This window comes from Microcoleus sp. OTE_8_concoct_300, assembly GCF_031383065.1.
Taxonomy (GTDB): Bacteria; Cyanobacteriota; Cyanobacteriia; order Cyanobacteriales; family Microcoleaceae; genus Microcoleus.
Genome location: NZ_JANMZH010000868.1, coordinates 10,374 through 28,010, shown reverse-complemented (window position 1 = coordinate 28,010; position 17,637 = coordinate 10,374). Strand labels below are relative to the sequence as shown.

The following is a 17,637-nucleotide window of genomic DNA, read 5'->3' as shown; positions in this document are numbered from 1 at the left end:
GCTAGCCGGCGCAAGCTCACTAAACATTGGCGAAGTACAGACGACCTGGCAGGTCGTCTCTTCTACCCCAGAAATGGGAGTTTGAGGCAACCATACCTCACGCCTTGGGGCAACCATACCCCTCCACCCCGCGAGGGGATTTAATTCAATGTAAAGCCGTCCTAAAAGGACGGGGTTTCAAACCCATAGTTCTGATGATAAAATTCCTTGGAGCATACCAGGAGATGCGGGTGCAAATCCCGCCGTTGCCATCATTTTTTTTTGTGACAAGCAAGAGGGAATAGGTAATATAGAAGTGATTACCTATTCCTGATTTTTTTACTCAATGACCAAAGTAATTATTTTTGATTTTGACGGTACTTTAGCAGATACAATCGATATTCTTCTGAGTATCACCAACCGTTTGTCAGCAGAATTCGGCTTTAAGTCAGCGACAAAACAGGAACTCGCTCAACTGAGCAATTTAAATTCTTGGCAAATTCTTCAGTATTCTGGCATTTCTATCTTCAAATTCCCCCTGTTGATTAGAAGGTTGAAAGCAGAGTTGCACAGTGAAGTTCCCAACATTCAATTATTTCCGGGAATTAAAGAAGTTTTACTCGAGTTGAAAAAACGTGGTTTTCAACTGGGTATTATTACCTCTAATTCAAGAGAAAATGTCTGGACATCCCTGGAAAGAAACGGTTTGCAAGGCATTTTTACCTTTATTTACTCTGGCTCCACTTTTGGTAAGCATAAAGTTATTAATAAATGGCTAAGAAGAGAGAATATAAATCCTGAACAAGTCGTTTATGTGGGAGATGAAATTCGAGATATAGACGCTGCTAAAAAAACAGGAATTAAGGTAATTGCTGTAGGTTGGGGTTTTAATTCTCAGGAAGCTTTGGCTGCCCAACATCCTGATTTTTTGATTGAACGCCCCCAGGAATTGATAGAGATTATGAATTCCTGGCAGTAATTGTCATGCTATTTGTAAGGGAATTCCCCAACCAGGGCTTATATTATGCCCCGTGGAACAACCGCCCTCAAATCCGTTTGTAGTGCATTATTTATTGAAAGTGGTATAAAAGATCGGGTTTTTTAACGTGATTTATAATTTCCACAAACCCAGTTTTTTCGCAGATTTTATAAAAAACAGGGTCTCTTAGCCTTTGCACAAACGAATAGAATAGTCGGCGGTTGAAACCGCAACTACACAGACTTTCTGCCTAGCAGAGGGGAACTAAAGAAAGCATAATCTGTTAATCTGTTTCGCTCCGTTTCAGTGCTGCTAAAACTGCTTGCTGGCTAACTGCTTGGTAGATTTTGCTAAAATGCTGCTTGAGGGCGTCTGATGCAGGGGAGGATTTGCTAGCGGTTCCTTTTCCGTCGGGTGCGAGGGGAATTGGGCCTAAGATATCTAATACTGTTTCGCTGCTGGGCGGCGGTACAATGACTACTAAAGATGATTCTAGCTGCTGGTTGTATTCCCAAAAGCGATCGACCTTCGGCAATTTAGAATTCGTAGTGGGGGCATTTTCGCCGGAGTTGAGTTGGGAATTTTCCTCTCCTTGCGTACCTCTTCTCTGACGGAGTGCTGTCAAGATTTGCTCTTTGGTTCTCCCTCGCAGTTGAAAGAGTACGAAGGGGTCTTCACTGAAGCGATCGCCCAATAAGTAGTATACTGCACTGATGTGTTTGCAAGGGTTTTTGGGGTCAGGACAGCTACAGCGCGATCGAATATCAGATAAACTTAACGGAAATAGCGTTTTGCCGGCGGCCGCAAATACATCCTCAATATTGTGTGGCATTTCTCCTGCTAGTAATTTAGCTGAAAAAACTGCTCTTTGCGACATATTTTCAATCACATAGTCCCAATCTTCATCGCTCAATGTGTCGAGCCCTAAAGAAACTTGATAGGGCTTGGGATCTGTTCCTTGAACTAGGGCGATTACTTCTTGGTTAGGGAAGTTAATGCTGAGAACTTTTCCCTCCCGCGCGTATTGCCAGCCACGTTCTAAGCGCTTTTTGAAGCGGTAGGTATTTATTAAATCTAACCACTGTTGTGTCCACCATTCTCTGTCAATCATTTATTTGGGAATTGGGAATTGGGCATGGGGCATTGGGCATCTGGCATTGGTAATTGGGATGTTGAATTCAGAAAGAAAAAAACAGCTATCCGTGTATTCGTGACTTCCGTGTCATGCTGTTGGGAATGGGTTATATAGCGGTTCTCAAGAAAGTGAGGTATGCCCTATGCCCACGGAGGCCTATGCCCTATGACCGATAGCACCTCATCTTTCTGAGAAATGCTATATTATTCTTCTTCTGTTTCTATGATAGCATTGCGATCGAGGATTAGTAAATTCCGAAGTTGGTCTGTATCTAGCTCGGTGAGCCAGTTTTCGCCGGCGCTGACAACTTGTTCGGCTAGAGCTTTTTTGCTTTCAATCATATCGTGTATTTTCTCCTCTAACGTACCAGTGCAGACAAATTTGTGAACTTGCACGTTGCGAGTTTGACCGATGCGAAATACGCGGTCAGTTGCCTGATTTTCTACTGCGGGATTCCACCATCTGTCATAATGGAAAACGTGGGTGGCTCTGGTTAAGTTCAAACCTGTGCCGCCTGCTTTTAAAGATAAAATCATAATCGGCGGGCCTTGGGGGTCGTGCTGGAAGCGATCGATCATTTCTTCCCGCTGCTGTTGCCGAATTCCTCCGTACAAGAACAAAACTTCTCGCCCTAAATGCTGTTCTAGATGCGGTTTCAGGAGTTTTCCCCATTCGGCAAATTGAGTAAAAATTAAAGCCCGATCGCCCTCAGCGAGCACCTCTTCTAACATTTCCACCAACCGCTGCAATTTCCCTGATTCCTGACTTTTAATCTCCAATTCTTTCGGCTTAGCTTCTGCTTTCACAAGAGCCGGATGGTTGCAAAGTTGCTTGAGTTTTACCAGCAAAGCCAGAATCATTCCCCGGCGCTGAATACCTTCGGCTGAGTCTAATTCAGCTATTGACTCTTCGACTATTTTCTGATATAATACCCCCTGTTGAGCCGCCAGCCCACAAAATACAGTCATCTCCTGTTTTTCGGGCAAATCTTGGATGATTTCTTTGTCGGTTTTCAGGCGGCGGAGGATGAAAGGCCGAACGAGCGATCGCAAAGTCTGCAATGATTCCCTATCTCCGTATTTCTCGATCGGAATTGCAAATCGGCGCTGAAAGAAATTGCGCGGTCCCAAATAGCCAGGATTGAGAAACTCCAAAATTGACCACAATTCTTGCAGTCTATTTTCCACCGGAGTTCCCGTCAGCGCAATTTTAAAAGATGCCTCGATTTGTCGCACCGCTTGCGACTGCTTCGCCTCGGAATTTTTAATATTTTGCGCTTCATCTAAAACCAATCCTTGCCATTTAATGCCTTGAAATTCCTTCGCATCCCGAAACACCAGCGCGTAACTGGTAATTATTAAATCCTTTCCTTTAATCGCCGCAGCAAATGCTTTGCCTTTAGCGCGTTGGTCTCCGTGGTGTAGCAATACTTTCAGCGTCGGGCCGAACTTCTTGACTTCGCGTTCCCAGTTGCCCAATACCGATGTCGGACAAACCAGTAATGTCGGCCCTTCCAAGGAATCTTTTTCTTGTAAATGCAGGAGAAAAGCAATTAGCTGAACAGTATTGTGACACAAAATATTATTGGCAACAAAATTGTGATGTTGGCCCACCTCAAAATCATAGACCCACCCACTGTACTCAAAATCCTCAATTTCTTCTATTCTGCAATAAAATACTTCGCGATCGAGTATAAGTTGCAAATTTTCTCGGAGAGTATCTAGCTGCGCTACATTGAGATTTGCATAAGCCTCTAGGGTCTGATTCGTCCATTTAGAAGGCTTTAGCTGGCGGTACTCCTGTTCTGCGGAACCACCAAGCACATTTTCCATACCTGCTACCACCTTTTCTAGACTGATGCGGGAAAACTGCTGGGAACCGTTAATATAAACAGGATTGTGCATTCCGAAATGGCGCAATGGTAATTTTGTAATTTCTACTGCACGAGCGACGAGATCGGAAGCAGGAATTCCCTCAACATTGGTGTTGCAAGCCGATTCGCAAATCTGCTCTAATTTACGCTGTTTTTCGGGATAGCCAAAACCAATTTCCTGCAAAAATATGCGCGCTGAGTTACCGCCGAAAGTGCCGATGTAATACGTGCGAAAAATACCGCTGCCATTGGTGGCGCGTTTCTGTTTAGTGGCGATTCGCAGCCAAATTCCAAAGCGCCGCAGCAGTGTAGAAAGTTGTTGGATGATTAAAGGCGAAGCGGTGCTAATTTCGATAGTCCGCATTTTACGAATGACAGAACCTTCAGCATCAAAGTAGTTTTTGATAAAAATCCGAATGCTATCAAGATTGGCTTGCATGATAAATTGTGGGAAGCTTTTCTCGGCTGACAGTTTCCCCCACTCGTAGCCTTTAGACTCAAGAAAGCTTTGGTACCCTCGACTGCATACAACCAAGTCTGCTGCTCTCTGATGAGCACGAGTACGAACAGCAGGATTATTTATTTTTATCCCATACTTTTCGCCGATCCGGTGCAGTGCGACACGTAACTCTTCCAGAACTGTCGCATCTTTTTGTGCGATCGAGAGTACAGCCCGATCGCGCTGCTCATATCCCTCAGCAATCTGCCAAGCCAGAAACTTGAGCAAATCGGGATCTTCCGGCTTTCCTTCCCAATACAATTTAGCAGGAACGCAAACATAATCTCCAACCTTGAGGTCATTTGTCCAGCCATCGCGTCCTAACAATTTGTGGCGGCGGGTAATTGTGATGCTGCTACCATCTTGTAGTTTGATTGTTCGCAACTTTTCTTGCACTTGCTGGCGGTAAAGCCGTCGAATAGTCGCCTGTACAATTTTGCCTGTTTCCTGATTTATGGAATTTACCAGTAATTGCTCGTTAGGTTCAGACCAAAAGCCCTCACCGTCGAATTCTGTTTTTCCGGCATAAGCTTCCCATATTTTTTCAGCTTTTTGTAAAAAGCCATTGACAAATAGCAAGCTTTGTGGTAAAGCGCATTTACCAGTTCCCATATCGTCCGCGAGACAAGCGCCCAAACCCCAGCGTTCTAAGAATGCTAACCAGCCGGCTCCTAGGGCTTGATAAGGCCGCAATTGTCCTCGGAAACTAGCCGGAGTTGCGATCGCACTTACCGCTTGATTATCGCTCAAAGTATGCAACAATTCCTGAAGTTGACCCGTAGCCTCAAAATTCACCACAGGCAATTTTTCGATCATCTGAGAATCGCCCGAGGCCAAACGCAAAGCATCCTCCAAAGAAAGAGTCATTTGCTCTTTGCGGCTGGCAAAAAAAGTTTGAGCCGCTTTCACATCCGGCGCGCGCAACTCCACCCACTCGCCGTTAATTTCCACCAAAGGCGAATTCAACGCGATCAATCTGTCAAATTCTGCTTTAGAAAGGCGCTGTCCGCCGATCGTCAATTCCCACTTAAAATTTAGCAGACTTTGCAATCCCAACCCCCCCTTGCCCCCCCTTACTAAGGGGGGGTTAGTTTCTCCAGCGCCCCCCCTTACTAAGGGGGGGTTGGGGGGGGTTGTTTCCGCTTGAATGCTCAAACCCAAACGACTCGCCCAACCATCCGTCTTTGTCAAACTCGGCGGCAAAACTACGCCCAACCCGCTATCAGCAAACCGCCAAGCTACAGACTTAATAAACTCGTAAGCTTGCAGCGGATTTAATTGGCAAGATTGAGGTCGCTGTGCTTGCAAACTCGGTTCAATTAACGGATAAAGTTTAGAGGCTAAACCCAAGCCGCTGAGCAAAGTTTCTTGAGGCAATTCTATTGTCCGCCCCGCATAAGCCAAACGCTCGACTGAGTTGTTCCAAATAGTTGTCGCGTCTACCAAAAATTCCGCTTCATCTGCTGCTTGCAAGCAATAATTTAAACTCCAGTTGGCTTTACCAGGAGACGGCGGAATGAGTTGAAAGCAAGTGCGAAATTGACTTTGTTGAGATAATTGATTTTGCAGCGGTGCAGTCCAAGCAGTCAGCTTGGTTGCCAAGTTTTCCAAGGCTGCTGTTTCTACTTGAACTATCCCAGATTCTTGCTGCAAAGCTTGCTGCCATTCGCGCACAGGAGAAACTATTTTGATGTCTAAAGTAGAGCTAGCAGCCGATCGCACTTGACTATCTACAATACTACTCAAAAAGCCTAACACCAATTCCTCCGGCCCCATCAGCAAATCCACCGCTAAAGGTAATTGACTGGATTCTTCTTCTTTTTCCCCTCTTCCTTCTTCCTTCTTCCTTCTTCCGACTTCCTTCTTCCTGACATCCGTTACATCCGTTACAGAATCCGTTGCCGAACTTCCTTCTTCCTTCTTTCTGACATCCGTTACATCCGTTACATCCGTTACAGAATCCGTTGCCGAACTTCCTTCTTCCTTCGATTGATATGTTCGGCAAGCCGTCGGCATTTGCTTAACAAAAGTTGCGAAGCGGAGTATGTCTGTAGAACTATCTAACAGGGGTTGCCATTTGGCAATAGCAGAACCGTCGGACTGTTTCTCCAATCCAGGCAAAAATTTGCATCTTGCCAACAAATCCAAACTCCACCTAGCAATATGAGACCAAAAACGCAAATCTGAGCCGACAAAAGAGTCTGGTTCCGTGCTGTTAAGCGGTAGTGATTGCAAGAAAACAAAAGCTGCTTGAGGGTTGAGACAAAAACCCTCGACTTGCCAGGGATAAAGGTAAATTTCCTCGGTTTGGGGCGGTTCCTCAAGTGCTGCTGCTGAGTGCTGCGGCATCAGATTTACGTTCGATTCTGAGATTTTGGTGGGAAGTGCGATCGCCCGAATTTCCCTTTTAATTGAGGAGTTTGGGGCGGTAATTTCTGCGTTTTGAGTTTTAGGCGATCGCCGATTTTTCTTGCTTTTTTCCGGTGGACTTTCGGCAGTTTCCGGTAATTGCCAATCCAGTTTTCCCGACTGCTGCAAGGAATTTAGGAAAGTCTTAAATTCAGATTCTGTCATTGCTAAGGGATGCGGTAAATTTCTCCCCGATTCTAGGGTGTTAATTGTCCCTATTTTTCGCCAAGTTTCTCCCCAAATAAATAAGCAGCTTTTTTTATTTTCTAATATCCAACTACCGTGTAAAATTGCCATGTTTTTAATCCTGATATTTTTTAAATTGGGAGGTTGACTAAAGCATTTAAATGGGATTTATGAAAATTTTATTTAAAACAAACCGAGGATATTTAGAGCCACCCAGGAATTAGGTAGAACCTGTATATTTAGGTTATCCGTTCGCACCTTACCGCTTATTCCGTGTCCTAGATAACTAAATTCTTCTTCCTTCAACGTCCCCATTCGCAAATGAAAATTCATCGTACCATCTATGGAAGGCGTTTAGCGGGCGATCGACCGGAGAATCGACCCCTGAGTGCAAAAAATAATTCTAGAGTATAAATGCTTACAATCGAGACGCAGACAGTCGATCGCCAGGCGATTATCCCTGTGTTTTGGCGTCGGACTCTCAAACATCCTGTGGTAATGTTACGATCCCGACAGAGAAAGAATGTGGTAGATAAGGAAGCAGTGCTACATGGTAGAGATAGACAAGTCAATATCCTTCGATGGACGGGATATTAGACTGAAGATTGGTTTACTAGCGCCTCAAGCAGGCGGTGCAGTTTTGATTCAGTCAGGTGACACGGCGGTTTTAGTGACAGCGACTCGATCGCAGGGGAGAGAAGGAATTGATTTCCTGCCCCTGTTGGTGGATTACGAAGAGAGACTCTACGCTGGCGGTAAAATTCCCGGTGGATTTTTGCGCAGGGAAGGGCGTCCCCCGGAAAAAGTGACTTTGACTGGCCGTTTGATCGATCGACCGCTGCGCCCGCTATTTCCAAGCTGGCTGCGAGATGACATCCAAGTTGTAGCAACAACGGTTTCGATGGACGAACAAGTGCCGCCGGACGTTTTGGCGGTGACGGGGGCTTCGGTGGCGATACTGCTGGCGAAAATGCCGTTTTACGGGCCGATGGCGGCAGTGCGAGTCGGTTTGGTAGGGGACGATTTCATCATCAACCCCACCTACAGCGAAATCAAAGAAGGCGAGTTGGATCTGGTGGTAGCCGGTTCTCCTGATGGAGTAATCATGGTGGAAGCCAGCGCAAACCAATTGCCGGAACAGGATATCATCGAGGCGATCGACTTCGGCTATGAAGCAGCCTGTGACTTGATTCAAGCCCAGCGCGAAATTATGGCGGAATTGGGCATCGATTTGGTGGTAGAGGAACGACCATCGCAAGATTCGGCCCTGGAAACCTTTATTCGCGATCGCGCCGAAGCCCCAATCCGCTTGATTTTGTCTAAATTTGAACAAGACAAAAATCAGCGCAATGCAGCTTTGGACGAAGTTAAGGCAAATGCAGTCGAATCTGCGATCGCCGAACTCTCGGAAGACGATCCGGTAAAACTAGCCGCCAGCGCCAACAGCAAGACAATTGGCAACGTTTTCAAAGACGTTACCAAAAAAATGATGCGGAAGCAGATCCTCGAAGATGGCATCCGCGTAGACGGGCGCAAGCTAGACGAGGTGCGACCCGTTTCTTGTCGCGTAGGGGTGCTGCCGTCGCGAGTACACGGCTGTGCGTTGTTTAATCGGGGGTTAACCCAAGTCTTGTCTGCAGCTACCCTGGGAACCCCAGGCGACGCCCAAGATTTAGGAGACGACTTGCACCCGCAGCAAGACAAACGCTACTTGCATCACTACAATTTCCCGCCGTTTTCGGTAGGAGAAACCAAGCCGATGCGATCGCCCGGACGCCGAGAAATCGGTCACGGAGCCCTCGCAGAACGCGCTTTACTGCCGGTTTTGCCCTCCAAAGAAGATTTCCCCTACGTGATTCGCGTAGTTTCAGAAATCCTTTCTTCCGACGGTTCCACCTCAATGGGTTCAGTTTGCGCCTCAACGCTAGCATTAATGGATGCAGGCGTTCCCCTTTCCCAACCCGTCAGTGGCGCGGCAATGGGCTTAATTAAAGAAGGCGATGAAGTCCGAATTTTGACTGACATTCAGGCAATTGAAGACTTTTTAGGCGACATGGACTTCAAAGTAGCCGGTACCGACACCGGGATTACTGCTTTGCAGATGGACATGAAAATCAAAGGTTTGCCCTTAGATGTGATTGCCACCGCCATCCGCCAAGCCAAACCGGCCAGACTGCACATTTTAGAAAGAATGCTGGCAACCATCGACACTCCCCGCAAGGAAATGTCGCCGTTTGCACCGCGTTTGCTAACCCTGAAAATCGATCCGGAATTTATCGGTTTGGTAATTGGGCCTGGTGGCAAAACGATCAAAGCCATCACCGAAGAAACCGGTGTCAAAATTGACATCGAAGATGACGGAACCGTGACAATTGCTGGCAACGACAGCGAAAAAGCTCAGCGGGCTTACAACATTGTCCAAGGCATGACGCGCAAGTTGAATGCAGGAGACGTGTATGTCGGCCGTGTAACTCGAATTATTCCGATCGGCGCTTTTGTGGAAATTTTGCCAGGAAAAGAAGGCATGATTCACATTTCCCAGTTAGCGGACTACCGCGTCGGGAAAGTGGAAGACGAGTTAGCTGTGAACGATGAAGTGATTGTCAAAGTGCGAGAAATTGACAACAAAGGTCGAATTAATTTGACCCGCTTGAATATTCATCCCGACGAAGCGGTAGCCGCCCGCGAAGCGCTGAATAAATAGTTGAGAGTTGGTAATTGGTAATTGCTTGTAGAGTAATTGCTGATTGCTAATTGGTAACTGGCAATTAGTAATTGTTAGTTGCTAATTGAGATTAAATCTGATAGTTTCAGATTTATTTAGGAGTAGGGTGCGCGACAGCGACAGATCGACAAAGTGCGATCGGCTGTAGAAGTTAAGACAGTCGCGCACTTTACCCTCGGCGGTTGAAACCGCAACTACATAAATGAAGTCCCAGCAGAGGGGGACTGAATAAAATATAAAGTATGCTTAGATAGTTACTATAAATGATATGATCTAGGCTTGTAAACCGCAGACATCGCAGGTGAAGATAGCAGGTTTGATTTTCATCAGCGTCTGTAGAAAAACGCAGATAAAGATGACTTCAAGACCACGCTACGATCCCGAAGAGAATATTAGCCGTCATAGTGCAACTGATCCTGAGAAATGCGCTCAAATGGCCAAGCGTCAGGGATGGGAATTAATCGGATGGGAAAAAACAAACAATTCTATACTTAAGGTTGATTGTGTCTTTGAAGGGTTGACAGAGTTTCCACCGAGTCCATACGAACCCGAACATGAGAGAGAGGAATAAATCAATGCCAAAACGGTTGATCATTTTCAAAACTGAATCGCTTTCTTCCCCTGGATGGGAGGATAGACTGCTTTCCCATACGGGTGCTCTTACGAGCATCCTAGCAGAACACTACGACTACTCAGACAAACCTCTGCCTCAAACGGGCGATCGCCTGCGAAACTTTGCCCAATTTAAGGAGAGTGCCGATCCTAAATTCCCTGCAGCCAGCACTCACGTTTGCTGGGGAGATTGGGAAGTGTCGCGCGTAGAAGAGTACACGCCTGAAATTCCGAATGCTGAATACGACTGTTTAGCGGTGTGCTACTGTTGCTACTCACCCATTGAACCCGAATGGAAAGAATTGCCGAAAATTCAAGTTTCCCAACTGCAAAAACATTAAAAAAACAGAATTCCAGATGCCCGACTTCTGGAAAAAGTCTGACATCTAAAAGAAGATGAAATCAAATAACCGCAATACAGTCAATCTCAACTAACACATCTTTCGGCAAACGCGAAACTTCCACACAAGCGCGCGCCGGTGCAGTTTCCGCATCAAAATATTTCCCATAAACCGCATTCACAGCAGCAAAATCATTCATATCTTTGAGGAAAACCGTAGTTTTTACCACATCCAACCAAGTAGCGCCGGCTTCTGTGAGAATGGCTTCGAGATTTGCCATAACTTGTTCGGTTTGTTTTGCCACGTCGTCGGTATAGACAATATCGTTTAGTCTAATGTCGATCGCAATTTGACCAGCTACAAACAGCATAGTGCCCGTAGCGGCAATGGCTTGATTGTAAGGGCCCACGGGTGCCGGTGCTTTGTCAGTACGAATAATTTTGCGCGTCATAGATATCACTTTTTGGGATTCTTGTTGAGAGGTTTCCGGTTTGTAAAATTCTCCATCGGGCATGATTGTACCAGTGAAGTCTGCATCCTTGATGTTCATACCATAAGTATTGGCATCAGTCAAATCTGCTCTCTTAAGCTTAGCACCCTCCAGATTAGCTCGCATCAAATTAGCTCTTTGAAGACCTGTCCTCTCTAAATTTGCACCCTGCAAACAAGCGTTTCTCAGATTTATTGCTATCAATTCGGCTCCAGCTAAATCGGCTTCTGCTAGATTGATACCCGACAAGTCATATTCAGACAAATTCACACCGCGCAGCTTTGCTCCCTGAAGATTAGTATCTTTGATTGTTAAGCCAGTTATATCTGCCCGACTTAAGTCTGCTTCAGTCAAGTTTGCTTGAGTCAGGTTTGCACTATTAAGTTTAGCTCTACTAAAACACACTTCAATCAAGGATGCTTCAGTGAAGTTGGCACCAGTTAGTTGGGCATCACTTAGGTTTGCTTCATTCAAGTTGGCATTACTAAAATTAGCATTATTCAAATTAGCCTTACTTAAGTCAGCACCGCACAAATGTGAATAAGTGAAATTTGCATAATAAGATGTTACTAACCCGCTCAAATTTGCACCTGTCAGAGATGCCTTGGTGAGATTTGTACTCTTAAGCGTTGCTCCGGTTAGGTTTGCCTCATTCAACTCGGCTGCTGTCAAGTTTGCAGAGCTTAAGTCTATCCCACTTAAGTCTGCACCTTTGAGGTCTACACCTCTGAGCATAGCCGACTGAAAGCTTCGTTCACCTTTGGCATATCTTTCTAAAAGTTCTTCAGCGTCCATTCATAACCTCGATCGCCCTTCCGCTACACCCCACTTTCCCAGCCTACCACCAAAACCGAAAGCGCGATTTAAATCTGCGTTAATCTGCGTCAATCCATCTTCATCTGCGGCCCGACAAATTCCCTTTTTTTAACCGCAGATAAAGGCAGATGAACACAGATTAACGCAGATGAATTAGACATTATCTGCGTTAATTCGCGTTAATCCATTTTCATCTGCGGTTAAAAAATTCCCCTTTTTCAACCGCAGATAAACGCAGATTTACACATTACACAACAACCGGAGCACCAACAACCTCACCTTTCAACATCCGAGAAGCAGCATCAAGCAATTGCTCCTCCAAATAAGGCTTAGTGAAATAGCCTTTCGCGCCCAAACTGTAAGCCATTTGGCGGTGTCTGTCAGCACCGCGAGAAGTCAACATCGCGATCGGCAATTCACACAAAACCGCATCCTTCTGCATCCGAGAAAGGAGTTCCAAACCGTCCATTCTCGGCATCTCAATATCGCAGAAAACGATATCGCAAGGCAGACCAGATTTCATCTTTTCCCAAGCTTCCTTACCGTCGCGAGCTTCTTCCACACGATAGCCCGACTTCTCAAAAGTAATCGACAAGAGCGATCGCACCGTAATCGAATCATCCACAATCAGTACAGTCGGCTCAGTCTTCTCGATTTCGGCCTCCTGAGTGGCTCTCTCGGTCTCATCCCAAAGCGTACCGCCAGCTTCCTTCCGCAGCCTTCCGGTAGCCAAATCGATCAGCTCCAGAACATCCGCAATCGCCACGATCCGGCCGTCCCCGAGCACGGTGGCCCCAGCAATGCCGATCGGCTTGGGCACGGGCCCTTCCAACGGCTTGATCACAATTTCCTGTTCCGTCGAAACCTGATCCACCTGCACCGCCAAGAAATTGCCAGCAGACCGCAGCACGATCACCGAAATCATGTCATCGTCAGTATTAAACCCGTAAACACTGCCCCGGCCCAAATGGCGGTTGTAAGCGAGCAAATCCCGCAGCGGCCGGAACGGCAAAATCGAACCCCGCCACTCTATGCAAGGCAAACCGTCGGCCCCCGTCGTCACCTGATCGCGAGGGACATCGATCATATCCTCCACCCCATCCATCGGGAAAGCAATGCGAGCTCGATCGCTAATGCAAGTCAGAGCCTTAGAAATGCTCAACACCAGAGGTAAACGGATCGTAAACACAGTTCCCTTGCCGATGGTCGAATCAATCGACACAGTTCCCCGAATCTCCTGCAAGGAAGTCTGCACCACATTCATACCGACCCCCCGGCCGGCGTACTCCGTCGCCTGTTCCTGAGTGCTGAAACCCGGCATAAACAGCAAATCGTACACTTCCGAGCGAGACATCCTCTGAGCTTGAGCCGCCGTCAGCAAACCCTGCTTAATGGCCTTCGCCTTCACCTTTTGCGGGTCAATTCCGGCCCCGTCGTCAGAAACCGAAACCACCGTTTGGTTCCCTTGGTGGAAAGCCCGAATGGTAATCCTGCCGACTGCTGGTTTCCCAGCCGCCAGACGTACCTCCGGCGCTTCGATCCCGTGAGTAATCGCATTGTTCACCAAGTGAGTCATCGGGTCATACAGCTGATCCACAATCATCTTGTCGATCAAAATATCCTTACCCTCAACCTGCAACTGAGCCTGCTTCCCGCACTTAATCGCAATTTCCCGCACCGCCCGGAACAGCCTGTCCGTTGTCTCCGCAAACGGCTTCATCCGGGCGCGAGTCAAACCTTCTTGCAGTTGAGTCGTGACTTGCCGCAGTTGGCGAGTCACCTGATCCGCCTCATCCACCAAAAACTCAATGTCCGCGGCAGACTCCCGCACCCGCACGATCAGCTCAATAATCTCCTGAGCCAAACTGTGGAAAGGAGTAAACCTGTCCATTTCCTCCGGTCTCCAGGCACTTTCCCGGGTGTGGGCCGAATCCTCAGAGCGCCAGGCCGATCGGTGTCCCTGCCGGTTTGCCAGCAAAGCAATCTCCAAAAGACTCCGCTCGTAGAAATCCTGAGTCCGCTGGCTCACATCGCTCAGCAGGGTCACCTGGTGCAGCAAATTGTCCAAAAACTGCCGCATCCGTTCTTGGTCTTGCTCCAAACTGTTGCGGTTCACCACCAGTTCCCCCATCAAATTGCTGAGGTTATCCAGTTGCTTGATCGGCACCCGCATCGTCTGGTCGCCGAACCCGCCCGCGCGGGCATTCCGCCTGGATCTGTTGAGCCCCGACGGCCCGATATTGGCTTCCCCTTGGCGGCCACCGTCCTTTGGATCTTCCAGCAGTTTTTCCAAATCGCCAAAGTCGTCGTCGCTCTCCTCGGCAGCAGCGGGCGGAGCTTTACTGGTAGTTGTCGCCGGTAGCCCGTGAATTTCCGGCATAGTTGCGCTCTCGCTCAGGAGCTCTTCGAGATCCGAGAAAACTTCCGTATTTACCGGACTCGGATTTCTTCCCCCAGAAGCTGCTAGTACACCCCCAGCACCACCTGAAATTAACAGTGCTTCTAAATCGTCAAAATTGCCTTCAGCATCTTCAGCGCCTGATTGGGCCTCGGCAAAAAAGTCGGCCAGCGACTCTTCTTCCAACTCCGAGGAATCGACCGAGGCCGGCTCCTCGTCACCGTCCCAAAAGCCCGTCCTCAGTTCTGAAGTCACCAGAACCTCAGCATCGATCGAATCCAACAAATCATCAAAACCCTCCAACTCTTCGCTGTTGAGAGTCGCCCCGGTTTCCATCGCCGAGAGCAAGTCAGCATCGCCCTCAAACATACCGTCGAGAGATTCTGCCGACAGCGCCTCTAAATCCCCACTCGAAAAATCCGTTTCCAGCGCGTCAAACAAATCATCCTCGCCGCTTGACTCCGCAGCGGCATCTGTTTCGGGTCGATCGAACAAATCCGCACCCACCTCGTCGAAGAAACCCTCAGTTGGTTGGGCAGACAACTCCTCCACATCCAGAGCCGCGCCCTCCGAGGGCGCCGATCCACCATCGCCCTGCTGCACCACACCTTCGGCAAACATATCCTCCAACAAATCGAAATCTACGCCCTCATCAGACTCGAAACTTGAAATTTCCGAATCAGGACGGTCGGACAAAGCCCCAAGTTCAACCGCTGCCAAATTTGTCAAGCCGTTGTCGGAAACAGCCTCCGCATTGTTCGAGAACAAACTCCCCAAGTCGCCCTCATCAAATCCCACACCCCCACTCAGCAATTCTGAACCTCCATCTAAATTCAGCCAACCCCCATGGGTTTGCCCCGAAGCTTCCCCGTCATACTCAGTACCCGTAGGTACAGAACCGAACAGATCAGCCAAATCCGCCGCCTCTCGGGAAGTAGCCACTCCTTGCCTATCGAGCACAGTCTCCTCATCCCCAGAAATCTGATCCGAGGTCATATCCCCAAACAGCGCATCTAAATCCGTATCGTCCAGTTCCAGGTTGACCGATTGCATAGACTCGTCTTCAGGCCCGAAAGCATCTTCTAGCCAATTTCCATCTGCAGAGGAGATATCTAAATCAGAATTTGATGTCATCTTAAGAACGCTGCCAATTTCCTCATTGTGTGCGATGTCAGCAGCTAGATATCGATCGCCCCCGCTCTCCCCACCTTCGTCTTCTGAAGAAAGGAAATTAGAAGTAATCCCCAACAGCTCGCTCAACTCCGAGTCCTCGCCAAGCTCAGAGAGCAACTCGAAATCATCTATGGAAGGCCCAGCGAGCGCAACGGCCGCCGCTGAATCATTGCCGCCTGAAAAAGGCTCCTTCGATTCTGCGTCGAAAGCGTCATGGTTGACAGAATACTCCGAAGAGACGGACGGCCCACCCGCTGCCTCAGATAACCCTAAATCACCGAACAACTTATCCAAATCAGCATCGCCCGTACCAAGAGCAGAAGTTTGGGCAGCCACTTCGTCCAAAAGCGTACCCAGAGCATCTTCGTCAGCTTGTCCCAGGGCCTTGCCGACCGTGCTGTCTCGCCGACCCAAACCGCCCCTGCCGTTACCCGTTTCAAGCTGTTTGCGAATTAGTGGCTGCCTCAAACCCCCATTTTCCTGACCGGCAACTACTGCCGAACCCTCTGGCTCGTCTCCAAACAGCAAATCCTCCCCAAACAAACTCGTCAGGTCGTCAATCGGAGGCGCCGTGTTCGTTTCCGAACTTTCGCCATCGTATTCGTCAAACAACAAATCAGCAAAATCGCCGGTATTGTCATCCTCTGACCCCACCATTCCCCCTGCCGATATCCTAGAAGACTGTGCATAGTCGAGGTCTTCTTCTTCTTCCCAAGCGTCGTCGAGATCCGGGGATTCGCCGTCAAACAAGTCCGCTAAAGTGTTGAGTTCTGCAGCGCCCACTTCCGGGCCGGTGCGGGTCGAGCCTCTAAAAGCAGCCGTCTCCATATCCGATTCTCCGAATCTGGGGGAATCGTCGAACTGGGGCGATCGACTGCCACTATAATCATTGCTCTCGCCGCTGTCGAGTTGGTCGAAGAGCTCGTCTATATTCAGCCCAGACATAGTCGGCAGCATTTGTTCCCCCGCCCGGGAATCGCCAGATCCCACTAGATCCCAGGCCACATCCTCCACAGAAACCGAATTTTTCCCCGATGTACCCGGTTGAGCGAATGCCAGCAAATCTTCAAAATCCGTTTGTGGAAAGACAACAGTCGGCTGCAAGGCCAGAAGTTTTGCGCTAGGTGCGATCGACGATTCTCGACCCGAAACTACCAGTTCTTGAGCTTGTTTGATGTCTTTGATCACCGTTGGGGCTAAGGTGCGGTAGCTATTTTCTGGGTTGGCGATCGCCTTGGATACAGCTTCGATCAATTCTATCCAGCAGGGCAGTTCAAATTCCTCCCCCGCCCTGAGCAAGTTCCGACAAATGCTCTTGAGTTGGCGCCTGCTTTCTGGCCCCTCGGGCTGTTTGAACTCTTGCAGCAGTTCCCGCATCCTCGCCGGCACGTCCGAGTCAAACACTAGCTGCAGGGCGCTTTCTTCTTTTGCTCTGCTCTCAGGTGCGTAAACTGACCCCGAGTCTGCAAAAGTCCTGGATGAGCCAAATGCCCCGATTCCCATCCCTGCCAACACTTGTTCGGGTACTAGCAGCGGGCTGCTCTCGTCTCCATCGTGTTCTCTGTATCCGACGAGTCCCCCCAAGTGCCCGTTGAGTTCTTCAAATACTGGTTCTAATTCTCGAACCATCTGTTCTCCCAATTCCTCTGTCAGCCCAAAAGGCCCCGACAGTTGCTCTAACAGCCCTTGCAATGTGTCAAAAATTCGCAGGAAAAGGGACTCTAGCTGTTGGTCTACTTTAACGCTGCACTCTTTTAAAACTTTAAAACTATCTTCTAGTCGGTGAGCTGTTTGCTGAATGCTGGTCAGCCCCAGCATTGCTGCTCCTCCTTTGACAGAGTGAGCGGCCCTAAATACTTCGTTTACCAGTTCTGGGTCTTCGATCGTGGTTTGCAGATTCAGTAAACCTTGTTCGATCGTATTGAGGTGGTCTTTTGCCTCCTCAATAAAGTAGCCCATTATCCTCTGTTGTTGCTCCGGTAGCATAGTTTTATTCCTGATCTTAATCGTTATTGTATTGGG

The 17,637-nt window shown here is 48.2% G+C and carries 8 protein-coding genes; 4 read left to right on the top strand and 4 right to left on the bottom strand.

Annotation, left to right across the window (positions count from 1 at the left end):
* Positions 1-325 precede the first annotated feature (325 nt).
* The gene (locus ACUVJL_RS38010; RefSeq protein WP_445250536.1) at positions 326-958 is read left to right on the top strand and encodes an HAD-IA family hydrolase; all 633 of its coding nucleotides are present in this window, start codon (positions 326-328) and stop codon (positions 956-958) included.
* Between the two features lie 283 nt (positions 959-1,241).
* Here ACUVJL_RS38010 and ACUVJL_RS38005 read toward each other — a convergent pair whose 3' ends face one another.
* Both ACUVJL_RS38005 and ACUVJL_RS38000 read right to left on the bottom strand, forming a co-directional pair.
* Entirely contained in the window at positions 1,242-2,069 is an 828-nt protein-coding gene (locus tag ACUVJL_RS38005) for an SWIM zinc finger family protein (RefSeq protein WP_445250535.1), read from the bottom strand.
* Between the two features lie 227 nt (positions 2,070-2,296).
* Positions 2,297-7,171, bottom strand: a complete 4,875-nt coding sequence (locus tag ACUVJL_RS38000) for an SNF2-related protein (RefSeq protein ID WP_445250534.1) — start codon at positions 7,169-7,171, stop codon at positions 2,297-2,299.
* A gap of 439 nt (positions 7,172-7,610) precedes the next feature.
* Between ACUVJL_RS38000 and ACUVJL_RS37995 the strand changes: the two genes are divergently transcribed.
* From ACUVJL_RS37995 to ACUVJL_RS37985, 3 genes are all read left to right on the top strand, one after another.
* Positions 7,611-9,764: a polyribonucleotide nucleotidyltransferase gene (locus ACUVJL_RS37995; RefSeq protein ID WP_445250533.1), complete on the top strand. Its 2,154-nt coding sequence runs from the start codon at positions 7,611-7,613 to the stop codon at positions 9,762-9,764.
* A 376-nt stretch (positions 9,765-10,140) separates the two neighbouring features.
* Positions 10,141-10,356, top strand: a complete 216-nt coding sequence (locus ACUVJL_RS37990; RefSeq protein WP_445250532.1) for a hypothetical protein — start codon at positions 10,141-10,143, stop codon at positions 10,354-10,356.
* A 4-nt stretch (positions 10,357-10,360) separates the two neighbouring features.
* Positions 10,361-10,738, top strand: coding sequence for a hypothetical protein (locus ACUVJL_RS37985; RefSeq protein ID WP_445250531.1), 378 nt, complete (start codon positions 10,361-10,363; stop codon positions 10,736-10,738).
* 61 nt (positions 10,739-10,799) lie between these two features.
* Here the strand turns inward: ACUVJL_RS37985 and ACUVJL_RS37980 are convergent, their stop codons facing one another.
* Entirely contained in the window at positions 10,800-12,023 is a 1,224-nt protein-coding gene (locus tag ACUVJL_RS37980; protein ID WP_445250530.1) for a Rid family detoxifying hydrolase, read from the bottom strand.
* Between the two features lie 268 nt (positions 12,024-12,291).
* On the bottom strand, positions 12,292-17,601 hold the full coding sequence (locus ACUVJL_RS37975) for a response regulator (protein ID WP_445250529.1): 5,310 nt from the start codon (positions 17,599-17,601) through the stop codon (positions 12,292-12,294).
* Positions 17,602-17,637: the final 36 nt, after the last annotated feature.